Here is a 19,646-nt window from a genome sequence, read left to right on the forward strand (position 1 = left end):
GGCCCGGCAGTGGCGGTGACCGTTTGCCTCGTACACCTACCCGCCGCACGCTGGACATATGGCTTCTCCCGCGTCCACCGCCCGCACCGCTCCGGTCCCGGACACCCTCGGTGCCTGGGCCGTCGAGACGCCGGGGCCGATCGCCACAGGCCCGCTGGTCCATCTCCGCCGCAGAACACCCGTTCCCGGCCCGGGCGACCTGCTCGTACGGATCGAGGCCTGCGGTGTGTGCCGTACGGACCTGCATCTCGCCGAGGGCGATCTGACCCCGCACCACCCCTCCACCGTCCCCGGCCACGAGATCGTCGGCCGGGTGATCGCCGCCGGCGACGCCGTCACCTCGTACCGCACCGGCGACCGGGTCGGCGGGGCCTGGCTGCGCGGCACCTGCGGGACCTGCCGCTACTGCCGTACGGGCCGCGAGAACCTCTGTCCCTGGTCCGTCTACACCGGCTGGGACGCCGACGGCGGCTTCGCCGATCTGACCCTGATCCCCGAGGCCTTCGCCTACCGGCTGCCGGAGTCCCGGGACCCCGTCCTTCTCGCGCCCCTCCTCTGCGCCGGGATCATCGGCTACCGGTCGCTGCGCCGCAGCGCGCTGCCCGAGGGAGGCCGTCTCGGACTGTACGGATTCGGCGCCTCCGCCCATCTCGCCGCCCAGGTGGCCATCGCCGAGGGCGCCACCGTCCATGTGCTGACCCGGTCGCCCCAGGCCCGTGAACTCGCTCTGGAACTGGGCGCCGCCTCGGCCGGCGACGCCTACGACCGGCCTCCCGAGCCGCTGGACTCGGCGATCCTGTTCGCCCCGGTCGGCGATCTCGTACCGGTGGCGATGGAGGCCCTGGACCGCTCCGGCACCCTCGCCATCGCCGGAATCCATCTCACCGACATCCCCGGGCTGAACTACGAGCGCCATCTCTTCCAGGAGCGGAACCTGCGCAGCGTCACCTCCAACACCCGCCAGGACGGCCACGACTTCCTGGCGCTGGCCGATCGCATCGGCATCCGGGTCACCACGACCCCGTACCCGCTGAGCCGTGCCGACCGGGCACTCGCGGACCTGGCGGCCGACCGTGTCCGGGGCGCCGCCGTCCTCGTACCCGGCTGACCCACGGGGGCTGACCGACGGGACGGAGCGCCCGCCTCATCCCCCTGGCAGGTCCAGCCAGCGGGTCGTGCCCGGCGCGACCGTCGACACCCGGCCGCCCAGCACCACCCGTACCGGCTCCCCGTCCGGCGCCGGCACCCCGACCCGTACCCGCTCCGTGCGGATCCGCAGGTCCACGTCCCAGTGGTTCCGGTACCGGATGCCCACCCGGAACTTGGAGAGCTGCGGCAGCGGCGCCGGGTCCAGCCACAGCGCGTTCTCCCGGGTCTCCAGACCGGTCAGCCCGCGCTGCACGAAATCCAGGGTCCCCGCCATCGCGCCCAGATGGATGCCCTCAGCCGTGGTGCCGCCCTGCACGTCCGCGACATCCCCGGTCAGCGCCTCCCTGGCGTACGTCCACGCCTCGTCCCGGTGGATCCGGGCCAGCACCCACGCGTGCACCAGCGCGCTCAGCGTGGAGCCATGGCTCGTACGGCGCTCGTAGTACTCGACGGTGGTGCGCCAGAAGTCGTCGTCGAGCCGGTGGCCCAGCCGCCGGAAGAGACCGGACAGCTCGCCCGGCGAGAACAGATAGCCCAGCATCAGCACATCGGCCTGCTTGGACACCTGGTAGCGGTTGACCGTGTCGCCCTCGGCCTCCAGGATCCGGTCCAGCCGCCGGATGTCGCCGTACCGCCTCCGGTACGCCGCCCAGTCCAGCTCGGCCAGCCGCCCGTACCCCGCGAACTGGCTGATGACACCGCCGTGGAACGGCACATGGAGCCTGCGTGAGATGTCCTCCCAGCGGTCCGTCTCGTGCCGGTCGAGCCGGAGCCGTTCGAAGAGCCGGCGGCGGCGCGAGGCGGGCAGCGCCCGGCACAGCTCACGGGCCCGCGCCAGCACCCAGGCCGCGGTGACATTCGTGTAGGCGTTGTCGTCGAGACCCGGCGCGGTCGCCTCCGGATAGGCGTCGTGGTACTCGTCGGGGCCCATGACACCGCGGATCCGGTACCGCTCCAGCGCCGGGTCCCACTCGGCGACCGCCGCCCAGAACCGGGCGATCTGGAGCAGTGTCTCCGCGCCCTTCGTGTGCAGGAACTCCAGATCGCCACTGGCCTGGCAGTACTGCCACACGTTGTACGCCACCGCCGAGCCGACATGGTGCTGGAGCCGTGAATGGTCGGCCACCCAGCGGCCGGAGCGCGGGTTGAGATGCAGCTCCTGGGACTCCTCGCGCCCGTCGCTGCCGCTCTGCCACGGGAACATCGCCCCCACCCGGCCCGCGTCCCGAGCCGCGCGGCAGGCCGCGGGCAGCCGCCGGTACCGGTAGCCCAGCAGCGCCCGGGAGACCTCCGGGAAGTGCAGATTCAGATACGGCAGGACGAACAGCTCGTCCCAGAAGACATGCCCGCGGTACGCCTCGCCGTGCAGTCCCCGCGCGGGCACCCCCACATCCAGATCGGCCGTGTGCGGGGAGAGCGTCTGGAGGACATGGAAGAGATGCAGCCGCAGGATCCGGCCCGCCTCGCCCGGCACGTCCAGCGTCGACCTGCGCCAGATGTCCTCCCAGGCGCGCTCGTGCGAGGCGAGCAGCCGTGAGAAGCCGGGCGCCCACAGCGCCCCCTCGACGGCGGCGGTCAGCGGATCGCTGATCGCCGGGTCGCGCGAGGTGTACAGCGCGACCGTCTTGTCGACGGTCACCGTCTCGCCCGGTGCCACCGGGACCGTCAGCCTCTGGAAGGCCCGCCGGGCCGTCAGCCGGGTACGGGCCGGGCCCGCCGCGACGCTCCCGTGCGAGGCCCGGGTGCGCGCGGCGAGCGCCACCCCGACGTCGGAGTTGATGGTCCGGCAGTGCAGCCAGAGGGTGTCACCGTGCTCGGAGCCGGTGCGCCAGCGGGTGAGATGGCGGTTCGCGAGATCGCCGTAGCGCTCCACCCCCGCGTTGCGCACATCGCCGTCGAGCCCCGACTCCACCTCCACGCTCCCCGCCCACCCTCCGGCGGTGAACGCGGTGCGCTGCGCGGCGAGATGCGGCTCCCCCATGTGCACCAGCCGGCACTGCTCCACCGCCAGCCGCCGCCCGGAGCCGTCCTCGTACACCGAACCGCGGACGAGGGTGCCCTGCCGCAGATCCAGGGTCCGCCGGTGCTCGACCAGCCCGGCGCCGTCGGGCGACAGCCACGGTCCCGGCTCCTCGCCCTCGGGGATCACCCGATACCGCAGCGGCAGCCAGTCGGGCAGATTGACCAGGTCCTCGCTCTCGATCCGACGTCCGGCCACCGTGGACACCAGCCGGTTGTAGCAGCCCGCCACATAGGTGCCCGGGTAGTGCGCGGGCCCCGAGGAGGTCTCGGAGGCCGCGCCCCGGGTGGCGAAATAGCCGTTGCCCAGCGTGCACAGCGCCTCGCGCAGCCGCTCCGACTCCGGGTCGTACCCCTCGTACGTCCAGGTCCAGGCACGCATGGTCAGTCCCCGCCGGCGGTCAGCAGCTCGCCGGGATCCCCGACCACCGCGTCGGCGCCGTGCCGCCGCAGATCGGCCGCGCTCGTCGGACCCGCCGTACGGTCCACTCCGATCACCAGGCCGAAGCCGCCGCGCCTGCCCGCCTCCACCCCGGCCAGCGCGTCCTCCACGACCGCGGTGTCCCGCGCCGCCACCCCGAGACGGAGCGCGGCTTCCAGGAAGAGCGCCGGATCCGGCTTGCCGGGCAGGCGGAGCCGCGCGGCCTCCCGGCCGTCCACCACCACCCGCAGCAGACCGAGTACACCGGCCGTGTCGAGCAGCTCGGTCGCGTGCCGGGACGCCGACACGGCCGCGCAGGGCACGGCAGCGTCACGCAGCGCCTCCAGCAGACGTACGGTCCCGGGCCAGACAGCCACCCCCTCGGTCCGCAGCCGCGCGGTGAACAGCTCCTCCTTGCGGGCCGCGACCGCCCGTACCGTACCCGTGCCCGGCGGGTCGTCCGGTGCGCCCAGAGGCAAGGACAGCCCGCGCGCGGCCAGGAACGCCGCCGCCCCGTCCTCGCGCGAGCGGCCGTCGACATGGCGCCGGTACTCCTCCACCGCGTCGAACGGCGGGCCCGCCCCCGCGGCGGCCAGAGCGGCGTCGAACGCGCCCTTCCAGGCCGCCGCGTGGAGCCGGGCGGTATCGGTGATCACCCCGTCGGTGTCGAGGACCACGGCCCGCACGGAGCGCAGCAGCGGTGCCGGGAACGGCGCACCGGCCATGGTCCGTCCCTTCGTGAAAGTGCCAGGCGTCGCGAGCCGGACACCCCCTGGTCTGGTCCCATGGCACCACGACTTCCCGTCACAGGCGCGTCGTGGGATAGATCTCGCTGTCCACCGGCAGCGGCTGCCAGGTCCAGTCGGTCACCTCGGGCAGATCCGTACCGTGCTCCCGGATCCAGGCCTGGTGCCGGAACCGGGCGTCCTCCATCGCCTGCCGCGCGTGGGTGGCACGCACCGCCAGCCCCGGGACCCGGTCGATGACATCCATGACCAGCCGGTAGCGGTCCAGGTTGTTGCGGACCACCATGTCGAACGGTGTTGTGGTGGTGCCCGACTCCTCGTAGCCGCGCACATGCAGATTCCCGTGGCCGGTGTGGCGGTAGGCGAGACGGTGGATCAGCCAGGGATAGCCGTGGTACGCGAAGATCACCGGCTTGTCGCGGGTGAACAGCGCGTCGTACTGGCTGTCGGACAGACCGTGCGGATGCCGGGTCTCCGGCAGCAGCCGGGCCAGATCCACCACATTGACCACCCGGACCGCGAGCCGCGGCAGATGGCGCCGGATCAGCAGCGCGGCGGCCAGCACCTCCTGGGTCGGCACATCGCCCGCGCAGGCCAGCACCACGTCCGGCTCCTCGCCCTCGCGCTCGGTGCCCGCCCAGGACCAGACCCCCGCGCCCCGAGCGCAGTGGGCGCGCGCCTCGTCCAGGGTGAGCCAGTCGTAGCAGGGCTGCTTCCCCGCGACGACGACATTGACGTAGTCGCGGCTGCGCAGTACGTGGTCGGCCACGCAGAGCAGGGAGTTGGTGTCCGGCGGCAGATAGACCCGCACGACCTCGGGCGCCTTGTTCAGCACATGGTCGATGAAACCGGGGTCCTGGTGGGAGAAACCGTTGTGGTCCTGGCGCCACACGTGCGAGGTGAGCAGATAGTTGAGCGAGGCGATCGGGCGCCGCCAGGGCAGCCCGCGGGACACTTTCAGCCACTTGATGTGCTGGTTGACCATCGAGTCGACGATATGGACGAAGGCCTCGTAGCAGGAGAACAGCCCGTGCCTGCCGGTGAGGAGATAGCCCTCCAGCCAGCCCTGGCAGGTGTGTTCGGAGAGGATCTCCATGACCCGGCCGTGCCGGTCGAGATGCTCGTCGACACTCAGCGTTCCCGCCTGCCACGCCTTGCCCGACGCCTTGTAGAGGCCCTGGAGCCGGTTGGACGCCGTCTCGTCCGGGCCGACCACCCGGAAGTCGCGGCGCCCGCTGGTCGCCTCCATGACAGCTTCCAGCACATCGCCCAGCACCCGCGTCGGTTCGTGCAGGGTGACACCGGGCCGGTCGACCTTCACCGCGTACGGTTCCAGCTCCGGCACGGGCAGATCGCGCAGCAGCAGACCGCCGTTGGCGTACGGAGTGGCACCGAGCCGCAGTGTGCCCTCGGGGACACAGGCGAGGACCCGGGGGCGGGGCCGTCCATGGCCGTCGAAGAGTTCCTCCGGCCGGTACGAGCGCAGCCACGCCTCCAGTTGCCGCAGATGCTCCGGGTTCTCGCGGACACCCGCGAGCGGCACCTGGTGGGCGCGCCAGGTCCCCTCGACCGGCAGTCCGTCCACGGTGGCGGGCCCGGTCCATCCCTTCGGCGTCCGCAGGACGATCACCGGCCAGCGGGCCCGCCCGGTGGCGCCCTCCTCCCTGGCCGTGCGCTGGATCAGCGCGATCCGGTCCAGCGCGGTGTCCATCGCGCGGGCCATGGCCCGGTGGACCGTGTCCGGATCGTCGCCGCCGACATGCAGCACCTCGTGGCCGTAGCCGCGCAGCAGTTCGTCCAGCTCCGCCTCGGGGACACGGGCGAGCACGGCCGGATTGGCGATCTTGTAGCCGTTGAGATGGAGAATCGGCAGCACCGCGCCGTCGTGCACCGGGTCGAGGAACTTGTTCGAGTGCCAGGACGCGGCCAGCGGTCCGGTCTCCGCCTCGCCGTCGCCGATCACACACGCCACCAGCAGATCCGGATGGTCGAACGCGGCGCCGTAGGCATGGGAGAGGGAGTAGCCCAGCTCGCCGCCCTCATGGATCGAGCCGGGCGTCTCGGGCGCGACATGGCTGGGCACCCCGCCGGGGAAGGAGAACTGGCGGAAGAGCCGGGCCATGCCCTCCCCGTCCCTGCTGACGTCCGGGTAGACCTCCGAGTAGCTGCCCTCCAGCCAGGAGTTGGCCAGCACCGCCGGGCCGCCGTGGCCCGGCCCCCAGACACAGACGGTGTCCCCGCGCCGGGCCTTGATGACCCGGTTGAGATGGGTGTGGACGAGATTCAGCCCGGGGGCGGTGCCCCAGTGGCCGAGCAGCCGGGGTTTGATGTGTTCGGGGCGCAGCGGCTCGGTCAGCAGCGGATTGCCCATGAGATAGATCTGGCCGGCCGCCAGATAGTTGGCGGCACGCCAGTGGGCCACCAGGGCGGCCAGTTCCTCGTCGGTGACGGCGGCCGCCGCGCCGTCCGTGGGCATGGTCGTTGGGGTGGCCGTGGTCCGTTCCGACGTGCTCGCCTCGCGCATGGCTCTCCTCCGCGGCTGGTCGATGTCCCGGCCAGCCTTGTTGCGGGCGAGCGGCGCCCGCTAGGGCCGTTCGGGCAACGGGCCAGGACCGAACGGGTGATGCCGGGCGGGGTCAGGGACAGCGGTAGGTGATGTGGGTGACCGCCGTGTGCCGGGAGGGTTCGGTGATCCGCAGCTCGGCCGTGGCGCGGTACTCGCCCCGGCCCCGGAAGGTCCACAGCAGATGCAGCCGCGTTTCACTTTGCCCCTGTGTCAGCTTCTCGCGCAGCGTGCCGGAGGAGGTGCCGTCGCTGCGAATCCAGCGGTAAGTGAGGGTACCGGGGCGGCCATTGGTCCGTACGGTGGCGACGATGTCCGACGTGCCGTCGCACTCCGCTCCGTGTGCGGCAGCCCGTACGGTCACGTCCCGCACGGCGAGGGCGGGCCCGTACCGCTGCCAGGTGAGATACAGCAGTACGGCGAGAAGGACCGCGGCGGCGAGCGCGTACCGGCGCGGGCCTCCGGCGCGGCGTTCGGGAGCGCGCCGCGGTTCTTCGGGCTGTCCGGGCAGGGGGCCGTGCCAGAGGGCCGCGGTGGAGTTCTCGTAGTGACGGTTCCGTACGGCGGCGGTCACCCCCGGCCCGAAGCGGAGGACCTCCCCCTCGATCCGGTCGGGCGCGGGTGCGGTCGGCGGCGCCGGCACTGGATCCGGGGCCGGTTCGGGGGCGGCGTCGGAGTCGGAGTCCGGGCCTTGGAACCAGTGGCTGCCGAGCACGGTCGCGCTGTACGTATCGGCTGCGGAGCCCGATCCGGCCCCGGTCCCGGCTGTCGGCTCGGGGCGGGCGTCCTCCGGCGGTCCGTCCGGGTGCCCGGGCTTCCCGCCGTCGTGGCCGTAGGGGATGCGTGGATCGCTCATGAGATCGTGCACCGCCGGGTCAGGATCTGCTGCGAGGCGGCGCCGTTCGCGGCGGCCGGGTCCGTGGTCGCCTGCATGCCCCAGTAGCAGCCCTGCTGCTGGAAGGTGTGGTCGAGCGGGATCGAGTACTGCGTGGCGCCCTCGCGCCGGACGGTCTGCGAGCCGTCCTGGGTACCGAGTTGACCGTATGCGTCACCGATGAACCAGGTGACGACGACGGTGATGGGACCGGTCCCGTCCGTGACGATCTCGACCGTGCCCGTGGCGCTCGCCGTACCCGTCTGCCGCAGACCCGTGACAGAAATGGCCTTCACCTGTACGGGCTGTGCTGTCGGAGCGGTGGTGCCGGGCTTGACCGAGGGGGTCGGCGTGGACGGGGCGGCTGTCGAGGGCGGGGGCGGTGGTGCCACGGGAGGTGTGCTGGCTCCGGCGGTCGCGCTGTCCGACGCGGAGGGGGAACCGCTGGTGGGTGCGCCGGCGGTCGGCGAGGGACTCGCGGAGCCCGACGGGCCGGCGGATGCGGCGCCGGGAGTGGCTCCGGGGGTGGCCGCGGGGGCTTCGACCGGGCCCGCCGTGGTGACCGCCCGGGCCGTCGCCTGTCCTCCCGGACCGTCCCCGACCGCCCCTGCCGCGACGGCGGCCACCGCGGCGATGATCAGTGCGACGGCGGTGGCCAGCGCTCCTCTCGGCCCGGGGTTCCAGCTCCGGGCATGCCTCCTGCCCCGCCCGCTGTCCGGTCCGCCGTTGCCCAAAGTGGTCGTGGCGAGCGCGGTGGTGCCCGCCGCCCGAGCCCCGCCGGAAGGGAACAGCAGCGGCAGAAGCGCGGCGAGGGCCGCGAGCCTGCGCTGACCGCGCTCCTCCCAGTCCGGCCCGTACGCCGCCCCGGCGATCTCCTCCAGCTCCGCGACGAACACGTCCGCGTCACGGGGTCGTTCCCGAGGCTCCTTGGCCAGACCTCGCCGGATCAGTGGCCGTACCGGCTCCGGGGCCTGCTCCTCGGGAACGGGCGCGCCGATGTGCTGGAGCGCCAGCTCCGCGAAGTTCTCGCCGGAGAAGGGCTTGCGGCCGGTGAGGCATTCGTAGAACGTCGCGGTCGCCGCGTAGACATCGGCCGCGGGCGAGGCGGGCTCGCCGTTCCACTGCTCCGGCGCCATGTACGCGGGGGTTCCCGCCACGCCGGGAGTGCTGCCCCGGCCCGTGGCGATACCGAAGTCGACCAGCTTGGACGAGCCGTCCAGGGCGACCAGCACGTTCTCCGGCTTGTAGTCGCGGTGGACGACACCCGCCCGGTGCGCGGCGGCCAGCCCCAGGAGCGAGCCCTTGAGCACCACGAGCGCCGCTTCAGGACCGGTGGGACCCTCCTGCCGCAGCAGCGCGCGCAGGGCGATCCCGTCGACCAGTTCCATCACGATGGCCGCGCCCCCGGGGGCCTCGACATATTCGTACAGCCCGACCACATACGGTGAATCGAGGTCACTGAGCAGGCGTGCCTCGGCCCGGAACCCCTGGAGGAAGCCGGAGTCGGCCCGCAGCCTCTCGCTGAGGTACTTGACGGCGACGGGTACGCCGGTGGCGTCATGGACGGCGAGGACGACGCGCCCGCTGCCCCCCGAGCCCAGCTCACGGGACTCGGTGTATCCGGGGACGGACCAGGCGTTCATCTCGTTCCCCCGGCACCGGTCCGGTCCGAGACGGACGGCCCCGCCGCGGCGGCCGGGCGCACCGCCGTCCCGCGGATATCCGTGCTGATCATCGCGTTCCCCCCACGCGGTAGCCCCACACCCTGTCCCCAGGGCAGACACATTTCCGCCACGTCCGGTTCCCGCCCCGAGGCGGACGGCCCTTTGCCCGCCGGGGCCCTTGAGGGCTCTGAGAGCACAGATGAAGAGGGGTAAAATCGCATATATGGGACCACTGTCCGGGTCCCGGACGAGGGGCCCGGAGCGAACCCACGACCACTAAGGGGTTCCCATGGCCGACACCGACTTCTACTCACGAGACCGGCCGCCACACCCTCGGCTTCCCGAGGACCGGCCACGCGGAGGGGGACCGAAGGTGTACGAGCACCACAAGATGCGGCGGACGACGATGTTCCTCATCGCCTTCGTCATCCTGGTGCTCGTGGGGATCCTGCTGTTCCCCTGACAACGCCCGAGAACGGACCGTACACACTCGGCCAACCGGACCCCCGCCGACCGGGGGTCCGGTGCTGCTCGGTCAATAGTCCTTCGGAATCGCCGAGTTGAGCGCGGCACGCCGTTCCGAGAGGTTCTCGACGGTGAGGTCCGCGGTCAGCTCCGGGGCGTAATGGGCGGCGATCTCACGGAAGCCGTCCAGCGTACGCTCGTCCATCACCGGAGCGCCAGGCGAGGAGACGGGGACCGTCAAGTAGCTGCGGACGCGCCCGAGATCGTGGGCGTGCCGGCTCATGTCGACGGCGTAGTGGTTCACGAGGAGCCGCATCTCCGGGTCCTCGTGGGAGATCTCGTTGGCGAGCGTCTCGAAGCCGAGGTTCAGGAACTGGTCGGGCTCGTCGAGCAGCCGCTGATGGGCCGGGGAGCCCTTCCAGCCCGTACGGTTCCAGTTGGCGTTGCCGGGGATCTCGTTCTTCGCGGGGAAGCCGCGGTACTCGGAGGACGGGAAGGTCTCCAGCAGCAGCCCGCACAGCGCACGCGTCTCCGCCAAGGTCTCCGGGGTCTCCTCGGGGATGCCGAACACATAGAGGATCTCCGGTGTCAGACCGTTCTCCTCCATGTGCTGGAACGCGGTGACCAGATCGGAGCGCAGGGTGTCGGCATGCTTGCGCATCGCCCGGAGCACCTCGACGGAGGCCGCGCCGTCGGCACCGAATCCGAAGCGGTTGAAGCCCGCGTTCAGCACCAGATCGCGCACATGGTCCGAACTCATCGCGGCGTTGTACGAGTCGGCGCGGGTCAGCGCGTGCAGATCGATGTGCAGCCCGGGGTACCGCTCCTTCAGCTCGACGATGGACTCCAGTTGCCCGGTGAGCAGGTCCAGATCGCCGCCCGGAAGGGCCTGTTGGAAGAAGTCCAGTGAGCTGCAGTACAGATTCAGGGACGAGAGCCCGAAGCGCTCCGCGAGCTGACAGGCCGTGTCGAGATGGGCCCGTACGTTGAAGAACGTCTCGCGCTTCCGCGTCTGCGCCCCGCAGAAGCTGCACCCGAACATGCATCCCTGGCTGAACGGCAGTGTCATCTCGTGGGTGAGATAGACACGCAGATCGGACTCGGGGATCCGGTCGAGCTGGCGCCGCAGATCGATGTCCATGGCCCCGGGCAGCGCGGACAGCGCCTGCCGGTCGGTCTTCTGCGAGCCGGGGAAGATCCGGCCGAACTCCTCTTGGGAGAGTTTCTCTATCCCCTGACCGCCGATGTGCAGACGCTCGGCGGGTATCGCGCGGTCGACGGTGAGATAGCGGTGCACATGGGCGGCCGGGGCGATGTTCTGGGCGCCCATGACCGCGATCCCGTACGAGTCGTACCCCTCCAGGTCCGCGGCCTCGCGCAGATCGTGGAGCTGGCAGTCGAACAGCGTCGGTTCTGCGATCCCGTGACGCTCCATCAACTCGGCCGCGTACAGGGGCGCGACGGGCAGGAACGGCAGCCGGTCGGGTGCGAAGGGGATGTCCCGGGCGAGGTAGTTGTCGTGCACGTAGGGCGGATGGATCATCAGAGTCCGTCCGCTCGGCAGTCCCGCACCGCCGCGCCGGACCGGGGTGGGTAAGAGGATGTTGAGGGGCGAAGAGGCCATGTCCGCCTTCCAGGGGGTGGGCCGGTGCTTCGGGATGAGGTCTCGCAGCAGCGGCATCGAGCCCTGACCGGCCTCAGTGCCGTGGTGCCCGTTTAACGATGGTCCGTGCGGACGGCGGGGCCGTACAGGACCCTTTCGGCCATCGGGAGGCCGGGCCCGGCGGCCGGCCCGGCAACGGGGCCAGGTTCCGTGTCCGCCCGTACTGACCGATGATGACGTGCAGGGGTGCCGTCACCGGCGCCGCATCGGCTGTCCCATGCCCCATGTCAGGAAAGGCCCCTGTGAGCGAAGCAAAAAGCGAAACAGAAGAAACAAGGGAAACAGTGCCGGACAGCCGTACCCCGGGGGAAGAAGCCGATGTGATCGTGGTCGGCGCCGGGCCCGCCGGCTCGTCCGCCGCCTTCCACCTGGCCAGGGCCGGCGTCGACGTCCTGCTGCTGGAGAAGTCCCACTTCCCCCGGGAGAAGGTGTGCGGAGACGGCCTGACCCCACGGGCCGTGCACCAGCTCATCCGGATGGGCATCGACATCAACGCCCCGGGCTGGACGCGCTCCCGCGGTATGCGGTGGGTGAAGGGAGAGCGTCAGGTCCACATCGACTGGCCGGGCCTGGGCCGGTATCCGGATTTCGGGCTCTCGCGCAGCCGGCACGACTTCGACGACATCCTGGCCCGCCACGCGGTCGCCGCCGGAGCACGGTTGCGCACCGGAGTGAAGGTGACCCATCCGGTACTGGACCGCGCGGGCCGGGTCACCGGCGTCGGCGCGCGGTCCGCGGCACAGGAGCCGGCGGAGTACCGCGCTCCGATCGTGATCGCCGCCGACGGCGCCTCCGCTCGGCTCGCCCTCGCGATGGGCCTCCAGCGCGACAGGAACAGGCAGATCGCGACGGCCGCCCGCCGCTACTACCGCAGCCCCGAGCGTTCCCAGGACGAGTATCTGGAACTGTGGGCCGACCTCCGCTTCCCGGGGACCGACCGCTATCTGCCCGGGTACGGCTGGATCTTCCCGATGGGCGACGGCCGGGTCAACGTGGGCCTCGGCGCACTGCCCCACCGGCGGTACGGAAACGCCGGCCTGCGCACTGCGCTGGACGAGTGGCTGGCCCGTACACCGTACGCATGGGGACTGCGCGAGGAGAACGCCGAGGGCCCGGTCCGCAGCGCGGCCCTGCCCCTTGGCTTCAACCGCCATCCGCTCTACACCCGGGGGCTTCTGCTGGTCGGCGACTCGGGAGGCATGATCAGCCCCTGGAACGGTGAGGGCATCGGCCAGGCCATGGAAGCCGGCGAGGTCGCGGCCGAGAGCGTGACACTCGCGCTGGCCCTCCCGCGAGGACCGAGGCGCGAACGGGCGCTTCACCACTACCCCGTCGAGATGAACCGCCGCTGGGGGCGCTACTACCGACTCGGCAACGCGGCCGCCGACCTCGTCTTCAGCCGTTCGGGCTTCCAGCCGGTCCTGAACCGCTCCGTGATGGGCTCGCCGTTCCTGCTCAACACGCTGGCCCGGCTGCTCGCCAACCTCACCGACAATCCCTCGCGCGACACGATCGACCACCTGCTCAACACGGTCGTACGCCTCGTCCCGGCACCCGCGGTACGCCGCCGCTGAACCTCCGGCGACCCCTCGGCCGGCACGCGGTTCCGGGACCGGCGGGGGGCCGACTCGATTGGGTCAGCCGGGCGTGCCACGCGACCGCCCCAGCCCCAAGCTGATCGCCAAGGCCCACTCCTTCAGGAAAGGACGTGCCATGGCTTCATCCATACCCAAGGGTTCCCGACACAGGGCCCGCTACGGCCTGGTCGCGACGGTCACCGCCGCGGCCGCCACGCTCAGCGCCTGCGCCGGACCCGCGGCCGGCCCGGCGGGAACCGTCGTCGGCCGTCCCGGTGCCGCCGCCGACCGGGCCGCGTTTCCGTACGCCCCCTGCGGCAACCCGCCGGTGAAGCTGGAGCCCCAGGCCCAGGAGTTCCTGAACGAACTCGCCGCCGCCGACGGGACACCGCTGTACGACCTGTCGTACACGGCGGCACGCGAGGTGCTCAACAAGCTCCAGGCGGGCCCCGTCGACAAGCTGCCCGCCGAGATCACCGAACGGACCGTCCCCGGCGGCCCGACAGGACCCGTGTCCATCCGGATCGTCCGCCCGCCCGGAGTGAAGGGCCCGCTGCCCGGCATCATCTACATCCACGGCGGCGGCTGGGTCCTCGGCAACGCGCAGACCCACGACCGGCTGGTACGCCAGATCGCCAACGGCGCCCGCGCGGCGGTGATCTTCGTCAACTACACGCCGTCCCCCGAGGCGCAGTTCCCCGTACCGGTTCAGCAGTCCTACACCGTCGCCGACTGGGTCTCGCGCCACGGCGCCGAGATCAATGTCGACTCCTCACGGCTCGCCATCGCCGGTGACTCGGTCGGCGGCAACATGACCGCGGCCGTCACCCTGATGGCCAAGGAGCGCGGCGGGCCCGAGTTCCGCCAGCAGGTGCTGCTCTACCCCGTCGTCGACGCGCGCTTCGACACGGCGTCGTACGACCGGTTCGCCGAGGGCTGCTGGCTCACCCGGCCCGCGATGGAGTGGTTCTGGAACGCGTACGCCCCGGACATCGGATCCCGCAGCCAGCCGCTGGCCTCGCCGCTCAACGCCACCGTCGAGCAGCTCCGGGGCCTGCCGAAGGCACTGGTGATCACCGACTCCGACGTGCTGCTCGACGGCGCCAACGCCTATGCGGCGAAGCTGCGTTCCGCCGGGGTTGCCGTCACCAACACCCACTACGGGGCGATCACCCACGACTTCATGATGCTCAACGCGCTGGCGGACACCAAGTCCGCCAAGGCCGCCGTCGCGGAGACCGCCAAGACACTGCGGGCCGCTCTGTACGGCAAGCGCGCCGCGTCCGAGGTGAAGTAGCGCCGCGCGCCAGCGCCGCCGCGCGCCCCGGCCCCTCGCCGTCCTTCCGTGACGTGCGAGGGGCCGGGAGACGCCGTCAGGGGCGGCCGTCAGCAGTGGATCTCGATGCTCCGCCAGCCGAACGACGCGTTCCGCTCCGAGTCGCCCCGGAACTTGTAGTGCCCGTGCCCTCTCGGGCAGTCGCGGTCGTTGTACATCGTGGCGTCCTGGCCGCGGTGGTCGAAGTAGTAGGAGGCACGGTTGCCCTCGGCCAGATTGCTGCAGCCGCAGGCCCGGATGTGCTGGGGCTTCCCCTTCTGATTGGACAACGGATAGCCGTACCAGTCGCTCGCCAGCGCGGCTCCGGAGCCCAGGGCCAGTACGGCGGACGTCACGGCAGAGATGACAGTGGTGCGCAGGGTGTGACGGTTACGCATGACAACTCCTCTGGTTGACCGGAAGCGATCGGCTGCTGTGCGCTCCCATGTGAACACGAGGTGTCATCGGTGTGCGAACGGAACAGGGCTCAGGGGAATCCGCCTGCCATGGTGACGCGCTGGGCGACCAGGGCCGCGAGATCGTCCATGTGGGTGCCCGAGACATACGTGAGGATGTCCTGGTGGAGGTCGTCCAGGAGCTGGCGGGGCGGGGCGAAGGCCCACTGCCGGACGCGCTGCGTGAGCGGGTAGAAGCTCCCGGCGCGGTTGCGGGTCTCGCTCACCCCGTCGGTGTACAGCAGCAGGCGGTCGCCGACGGCGAACGGGATGATGTCGACCTGGTAGTGATCGCCGAGCAGCGCGGCCATGTTCATCGGTGCCGACGGCCGGCTCGGCTCCACCTCGCGCACCTCACCGCGGTGCAGCAGCAGCGGCGGGGGATGCCCGCAGTTCACCACACGTGCGATGGGCGCGCCGGCCGGAATCTCGACCAGCACGATGGTCACGAACCGCTCCAGCACATCATCGCTGGGCACATGGTCGCAGTACCGGTTGATGCTGGTCTCCAGCCGCCGGGCCAGCGCCGGCAGGTCCGGCGCGTCCTGCACGAACACCCGGAACGAGCTGAGGATGACCGACGCGGCCTCGACCGCGGGAAGCCCCTTGCCGCGTACGTCGCCGACGATCAGCCGCACCCCGTACGGGGTCTTGCGCGCCTCGTAGAAATCGCCGCCGATCCGGGCGTGCGCGGCGGCGGCCTGGTAGAGCACCTCGATGCCGATCTGGCCGAGGCGCGCGGGGACCGGGCGCAGCAGCACCTGCTGCGCGGTCTCGGCCACGGCGCGGACCTCGGCGAGGGTGCGCTCGCGGTTCTGCCGTACGCGACTGGCGTACGCGGCGGCCAGGGTGATGGCCGCGATCGCGAGCAGGGTGAAGTAGCCCGGAGTCTGGTTCAGGTTGTGCTCGGTGGCCAGGCCGAGGGCGGTGTCGGCCACTATGGCCAGCAGCCCGACGGCCAGCGTGCCGCCCACCGGGAACATGGCCGCGGCCAGCGCCGGCGCCACCCCCAGCAGGCGGTTGAACTGCAGATGGGGGGTGAGGACGGCCGCCACCGTGATCACCAGGATCGCCAGCAGCGGCGTGAGGAGCGCCGGCTCGAACGGCCGGCCCTCTGCTCGCATCCGTCGCGAAAGCCGCTTCGGAGCGATCAGGAGCCTGAACGAGCGGGCTGCATGAATGGGAGATTCCTCTCTTTCCGATGTATTTCAGATAACTGATACTTTTCGGTGCGCGAGTCCAATAGTCAAGGCCTGGCCTCAGAGGCCCAGGTCGCTCAGTCCCGGGTGGTCGTCCGGGCGCCGCCCCAGCGGCCAGTGGTATTTCCGCTCGGATTCCTTGATCGGAAGATCATTGATGCACGCGTAACGGTGATGCATCAGACCGTTCTCGTCGAAGTGCCAGTTCTCGTTGCCGTACGAGCGGTACCAGTTCCCGGAATCGTCATGGCACTCATAGGCGAAGCGCACGGCGATACGGTCACCGTCGAAGGCCCAGAGTTCCTTGATCAGCCGGTAGTCCAGCTCGCGCCTCCATTTGCGGGTGAGGAACGCGATGATCTCGTCGCGGCCGTTCGGGAACTCGGACCGGTTGCGCCAGTACGAATCGACGGTGTAGCCGAGCGCGACTGTCTCGGCGTCGCGCGTGTTCCAGGCGTCTTCCGCCCCGCGGACCTTCTGGATGGCGGTTTCCCGGGTGAAGGGGGGCAGGGGAGGGCGCTGTTCGGAGTTCATTCTGTCTCCAGGTGTCGGAGTCGCGAGTCTGCGTCGCGCTGACGGGTTGGCCCGGTGGGCCGGCCCCGGAGGGGGCCGCATGCCCCGGCCGCGGGCCGGGCGGCACGGTGTCTTCATTGGCCCATATGCCACGAACCGGCTCTCCGCGCCGCGCGCGACGGGTAACCCGTACGGCATGCGGGCGAGGGGAGCCGGGGTGCGTTGTCAGACCCTCGCGCTACGTTTCGACCATGGCTGAATACGTATTGGTGGCAGGCGCGTGGCTCGGATCCTGGGCGTGGGACGAGGTGGTGCCCGGGCTGCGCGCGGCCGGGCACGGCACCCACCCCGTGACACTGTCCGGCCTCGGCGACAGACAGGGTGTGCCCGCCGTGCAGCGGACCCATGTCCAGGACATCGTCGAGGAGGTGGAGCGGCACGATCTGCGCGAGGTCGTGCTCGTGGGGCACAGCTACTCGGGCATCCCGGTCGGCCAGGCCGCGGAACGGATCGGCGACCGGCTGGCCCGTATAGTCCTCGTCGACTCCGTGGTTCCGGTCGACGGCGAGTCGTTCGCCTCGGGCTGGTGGCAGGGCCGGGCGGCATTCGAGGCCGCCCTCGCGGAGAACGGCGGCTTCTGGGCACCCCTGACCGCCGCCGAATACGCGGGCCAGGGCCTGACCGACGAGCAGATCGCCCGGATCGTCGGCGGCTCGACACCGCACCCCGGCGCCACCCTGACCGAACCGGCCGTCCTGGCACGCCCCCTCGGTGAGCTTCCGGCGACCTACATCAAATGCCTGCTCGACGGCCCCGAGCCGGACGAGGAAGTGGCCCGGCTGCTGACCAGCGACCGGTGGCGGCTGGTGCGGATGAACACCGGGCACTGGCCGATGTTCTCCCAGCCGCACGAGCTGGCACGGATCCTGCTCCGGGAGGCCACCGAATCCTGAGGGGGCGTTCTCCGTTCCTCGCGCTCGTCCTCCCGGGCTTCCCCCCTCGTAACCCTGGTAGTGGCAGGGACAGGGACATCGCCCGGGTCGCGCCTACGGTGAGTGCCAGGCAAACCGCCGATGAGCTGGGCCTTAGGCCCAGGGCAGCGGTTTGCCCACCGGCGACACCGAACGGACAAGACCCCGAGGACGACATGAACGACGAGACGATACTGGTGACCGGCGGATCCGGCTTCCTGGCCACCCGCTGCATCGCGCAGGCACTGGAGGCCGGATACCGCGTCCGTACTTCCGTGCGCACGCTGGAGCGGGAGGCCGCGGTACGACAAGACCTCAAGGCCGCGGGCATCGAGGCCGGAGACGCGCTGGGCTTCGCCGCCGCGGATCTGACCTCGGACGACGGCTGGCCCGCGGCGGTCGCCGGCTGCGACTACGTCCTGCATGTCGCTTCGCCCTTCTACCCGGTCCTGCCGGAGAACGAGGACGAACTGATCGTGCCCGCGCGGGAGGGAACGCTACGGGTGCTGCGCGCGGCGCGGGACGCGGGGGTGCGCCGTACGGTCGTCACCTCGTCCTTCGCGGCCGTCGGGTACGGCCACCCGGACACGGACCGGCCGTTCACCGAGGAGGACTGGACGGACGTCGAGGGCGGCATCGCCCCGTACATCAAGTCCAAGGCGCTGGCCGAACGGGCGGCCTGGGACTTCATGGCCCGCGAAGGCGGAGCGATGGAACTGTCGGTCGTCAATCCGGTGGGTGTCTTCGGGCCGGTGCTGGGTCCTGACTTCTCCGGATCCATCGGCCTGATCAAGGCGCTGATGGACGGCGACATGCCCGGCACCCCGCGCATGTACTTCGCGGTCGTCGATGTACGCGACACCGCCGATCTCCATCTGCGGGCGATGACCAGCCCGGACGCGGCCGGCCAGCGCTTTCTGGCCGCCGCGGGCGAGCCCGTTTCCCTGCACGACATCGCTCTCGTCCTGCGGGAGCGGCTGGGCGAGCGGGCCCACCGGGTGCCGACCGGGATCCTTCCCGACGAGATGGTCCGCCGGGCCGCCGAGCACAACCCCGCGATGCGCGAGGCCGCCGGCAATCTGGGCAGGATCCGTCGTGTGAGCAGCGAGAAGGCCCGCCGGGTCCTCGGATGGAACCCGCGCTCCAGCGAGGACACGGTGACGGCCACCGCGGAGAGCCTGATCGCTCTGGGCCTGCTCAAGGACGGCCGGCAGCACTGAGCCGGTGCGCGGTGCCGGTGGTCGGTGGTTGCCTGTCAAAGCATCGGGCGTCGGGGGCCGAGGCCGCCGTCCGGCCATTCCGCTCGATGGCGGGTCGGCCCGCGCAGGGGATCTCACCGTCGGGTAGCTTCGCCCGCGTAGCGCCCGATGTCCCCTCCTCGCGCGAAAGGCCACGACATGAAGATCCTCATCGCGGGGGCGGGTGCCGTCGGAGGCATGGTCGGTGCCTGTCTCACCGAGAACGGCCGCGACGTCACCTTCCTTGTCCGGCCCGCCCGCGCGGAGCAGCTCCGGGAGCACGGTCTCCGTATCACCGACGGCCGGAGCACCCGGACGGTACGGCCGGACGTGGCCACCGCCGACCAGCTCACCACGCCGTACGACCTGGTCCTGCTCGCGGTGAAGGCCGACGCCCTGCCCCAGGTGATGGACGACATCGCACCGGCCGTCGGAGCCGACACGGTCGTCATGCCGTTCCTCAACGGCATGCGGCATGTCGACGCACTCACCGAACGGTTCGGGACCGCGGTGATCGGCGGTGTCATCAAGGTCGCCGTCCAGCTCGACGACCACGGCACGATCGTGCGACTGGCCCCGGCCATCGAGATCGAGACGGGCGAACTGGACGGTTCGGGCAGCGCCCGGCTCGACCGGGTCGTCGAGGCGTTCGCCGTCCCCGGCATCGAGGTGCGCGGACGGAACGACATCGTCGACGCGATGTGGACCAAGTGGGTCTTCATCGCCGCCATCGGCGCGGTGACCTCGCTGATGCGCGCCCCGGTGGGGGACATCGTCGCGGTGCCGGGCGGGACGGCCTTCGCGGAGGGGGGTC

Annotated in this window: 15 protein-coding genes and 1 pseudogene; 7 read left to right on the forward strand and 9 right to left on the reverse strand. The window is 71.2% G+C overall.

Annotation, left to right across the window (positions count from 1 at the left end; genetic code table 11):
* Positions 1 to 58 precede the first annotated feature (58 nt).
* Complete coding sequence (locus KQY30_RS34735; protein WP_217310459.1) at positions 59 to 1,108, forward strand: zinc-binding alcohol dehydrogenase family protein; 1,050 nt, start codon at positions 59 to 61, stop codon at positions 1,106 to 1,108.
* A 36-nt stretch (positions 1,109 to 1,144) separates the two neighbouring features.
* Here the strand turns inward: KQY30_RS34735 and KQY30_RS34740 are convergent, their stop codons facing one another.
* The 5 genes from KQY30_RS34740 to KQY30_RS34760 form a co-directional block, all read right to left on the reverse strand.
* A complete protein-coding gene (locus KQY30_RS34740) occupies positions 1,145 to 3,550 on the reverse strand; it encodes a glycoside hydrolase family 65 protein (RefSeq protein ID WP_217310460.1) in 2,406 nt (801 codons plus the stop codon).
* 2 nt (positions 3,551 to 3,552) lie between these two features.
* The gene (locus KQY30_RS34745; RefSeq protein WP_217310461.1) at positions 3,553 to 4,314 is read right to left on the reverse strand and encodes an HAD family phosphatase; all 762 of its coding nucleotides are present in this window, start codon (positions 4,312 to 4,314) and stop codon (positions 3,553 to 3,555) included.
* A gap of 79 nt (positions 4,315 to 4,393) precedes the next feature.
* Entirely contained in the window at positions 4,394 to 6,811 is a 2,418-nt protein-coding gene (locus KQY30_RS34750; protein WP_217311502.1) for a phosphoketolase, read from the reverse strand.
* Positions 6,812 to 6,971: 160 nt separating this feature from the next.
* A complete protein-coding gene (locus KQY30_RS34755; protein WP_254407473.1) occupies positions 6,972 to 7,754 on the reverse strand; it encodes a hypothetical protein in 783 nt (260 codons plus the stop codon).
* The gene (locus tag KQY30_RS34760) at positions 7,751 to 9,415 is read right to left on the reverse strand and encodes a serine/threonine-protein kinase (protein ID WP_217310462.1); all 1,665 of its coding nucleotides are present in this window, start codon (positions 9,413 to 9,415) and stop codon (positions 7,751 to 7,753) included. The genes KQY30_RS34755 and KQY30_RS34760 overlap by 4 nt, the downstream gene beginning before the upstream one ends.
* A 310-nt stretch (positions 9,416 to 9,725) precedes the next feature.
* On the opposite strand from KQY30_RS34760, the gene KQY30_RS34765 reads away from it, so the two are divergent.
* On the forward strand, positions 9,726 to 9,899 hold the full coding sequence (locus KQY30_RS34765) for a hypothetical protein (RefSeq protein WP_217311546.1): 174 nt from the start codon (positions 9,726 to 9,728) through the stop codon (positions 9,897 to 9,899).
* 72 nt (positions 9,900 to 9,971) lie between these two features.
* Here KQY30_RS34765 and KQY30_RS34770 read toward each other — a convergent pair whose 3' ends face one another.
* Positions 9,972 to 11,525, reverse strand: a complete 1,554-nt coding sequence (locus KQY30_RS34770; protein WP_217310463.1) for a radical SAM protein — start codon at positions 11,523 to 11,525, stop codon at positions 9,972 to 9,974.
* A gap of 281 nt (positions 11,526 to 11,806) precedes the next feature.
* Here KQY30_RS34770 and KQY30_RS34775 point away from each other — a divergent pair, with 281 nt between their 5' ends.
* Both KQY30_RS34775 and KQY30_RS34780 read left to right on the forward strand, forming a co-directional pair.
* Positions 11,807 to 13,138 (forward strand): geranylgeranyl reductase family protein, encoded by a 1,332-nt coding sequence (locus tag KQY30_RS34775; protein WP_254407474.1) that lies wholly within the window; start codon positions 11,807 to 11,809, stop codon positions 13,136 to 13,138.
* 139 nt (positions 13,139 to 13,277) lie between these two features.
* On the forward strand, positions 13,278 to 14,438 hold the full coding sequence (locus KQY30_RS34780) for an alpha/beta hydrolase (protein ID WP_217310465.1): 1,161 nt from the start codon (positions 13,278 to 13,280) through the stop codon (positions 14,436 to 14,438).
* A gap of 89 nt (positions 14,439 to 14,527) precedes the next feature.
* Here the strand turns inward: KQY30_RS34780 and KQY30_RS34785 are convergent, their stop codons facing one another.
* The 3 genes from KQY30_RS34785 to KQY30_RS34795 form a co-directional block, all read right to left on the reverse strand.
* Entirely contained in the window at positions 14,528 to 14,854 is a 327-nt protein-coding gene (locus tag KQY30_RS34785) for a MiAMP1 family antimicrobial peptide (protein WP_217310466.1), read from the reverse strand.
* Positions 14,855 to 14,943: 89 nt separating this feature from the next.
* Entirely contained in the window at positions 14,944 to 16,035 is a 1,092-nt protein-coding gene (locus KQY30_RS34790; RefSeq protein WP_217310467.1) for a PP2C family protein-serine/threonine phosphatase, read from the reverse strand.
* 135 nt (positions 16,036 to 16,170) lie between these two features.
* Complete coding sequence (locus tag KQY30_RS34795) at positions 16,171 to 16,644, reverse strand: nuclear transport factor 2 family protein (protein WP_217310468.1); 474 nt, start codon at positions 16,642 to 16,644, stop codon at positions 16,171 to 16,173.
* 230 nt (positions 16,645 to 16,874) lie between these two features.
* On the opposite strand from KQY30_RS34795, the gene KQY30_RS34800 reads away from it, so the two are divergent.
* The 3 genes and pseudogenes from KQY30_RS34800 to KQY30_RS36920 form a co-directional block, all read left to right on the forward strand.
* Positions 16,875 to 17,576: an alpha/beta fold hydrolase gene (locus tag KQY30_RS34800; protein WP_217310469.1), complete on the forward strand. Its 702-nt coding sequence runs from the start codon at positions 16,875 to 16,877 to the stop codon at positions 17,574 to 17,576.
* Between the two features lie 194 nt (positions 17,577 to 17,770).
* Positions 17,771 to 18,814 (forward strand): aldehyde reductase, encoded by a 1,044-nt coding sequence (locus KQY30_RS34805; RefSeq protein ID WP_217310470.1) that lies wholly within the window; start codon positions 17,771 to 17,773, stop codon positions 18,812 to 18,814.
* A gap of 216 nt (positions 18,815 to 19,030) precedes the next feature.
* A pseudogene (locus tag KQY30_RS36920) lies at positions 19,031 to 19,552 on the forward strand (ketopantoate reductase family protein); the annotation flags it as partial.
* Between the last annotated feature and the right edge of the window lie 94 nt (positions 19,553 to 19,646).

Origin of the sequence: Streptomyces sp. GMY02 (genome assembly GCF_019056675.1) — a bacterium.
In the GTDB taxonomy this organism is placed as follows: Bacteria; Actinomycetota; Actinomycetes; order Streptomycetales; family Streptomycetaceae; genus Streptomyces; species Streptomyces odonnellii.

Excerpts from the sequence above, each read along its gene's own strand:
- KQY30_RS34735 (WP_217310459.1), top strand. The coding sequence starts at position 59 with ATGGCTTCTCCCGCGTCCACCGCCCGCACCGCTCCGGTCCCGGACACC.
- KQY30_RS34740 (WP_217310460.1), bottom strand. The coding sequence starts at position 3,550 with ATGCGTGCCTGGACCTGGACGTACGAGGGGTACGACCCGGAGTCGGAG.
- KQY30_RS34745 (WP_217310461.1), bottom strand. The coding sequence starts at position 4,314 with ATGGCCGGTGCGCCGTTCCCGGCACCGCTGCTGCGCTCCGTGCGGGCC.
- KQY30_RS34750 (WP_217311502.1), bottom strand. The coding sequence starts at position 6,811 with ATGCCCACGGACGGCGCGGCGGCCGCCGTCACCGACGAGGAACTGGCC.
- KQY30_RS34755 (WP_254407473.1), bottom strand. The coding sequence starts at position 7,754 with ATGAGCGATCCACGCATCCCCTACGGCCACGACGGCGGGAAGCCCGGG.
- KQY30_RS34760 (WP_217310462.1), bottom strand. The coding sequence starts at position 9,415 with ATGAACGCCTGGTCCGTCCCCGGATACACCGAGTCCCGTGAGCTGGGC.
- KQY30_RS34765 (WP_217311546.1), top strand. The coding sequence starts at position 9,726 with ATGGCCGACACCGACTTCTACTCACGAGACCGGCCGCCACACCCTCGG.
- KQY30_RS34770 (WP_217310463.1), bottom strand. The coding sequence starts at position 11,525 with ATGGCCTCTTCGCCCCTCAACATCCTCTTACCCACCCCGGTCCGGCGC.
- KQY30_RS34780 (WP_217310465.1), top strand. The coding sequence starts at position 13,278 with ATGGCTTCATCCATACCCAAGGGTTCCCGACACAGGGCCCGCTACGGC.
- KQY30_RS34785 (WP_217310466.1), bottom strand. The coding sequence starts at position 14,854 with ATGCGTAACCGTCACACCCTGCGCACCACTGTCATCTCTGCCGTGACG.
- KQY30_RS34790 (WP_217310467.1), bottom strand. The coding sequence starts at position 16,035 with ATGCGAGCAGAGGGCCGGCCGTTCGAGCCGGCGCTCCTCACGCCGCTG.
- KQY30_RS34795 (WP_217310468.1), bottom strand. The coding sequence starts at position 16,644 with ATGAACTCCGAACAGCGCCCTCCCCTGCCCCCCTTCACCCGGGAAACC.
- KQY30_RS34800 (WP_217310469.1), top strand. The coding sequence starts at position 16,875 with ATGGCTGAATACGTATTGGTGGCAGGCGCGTGGCTCGGATCCTGGGCG.
- KQY30_RS34805 (WP_217310470.1), top strand. The coding sequence starts at position 17,771 with ATGAACGACGAGACGATACTGGTGACCGGCGGATCCGGCTTCCTGGCC.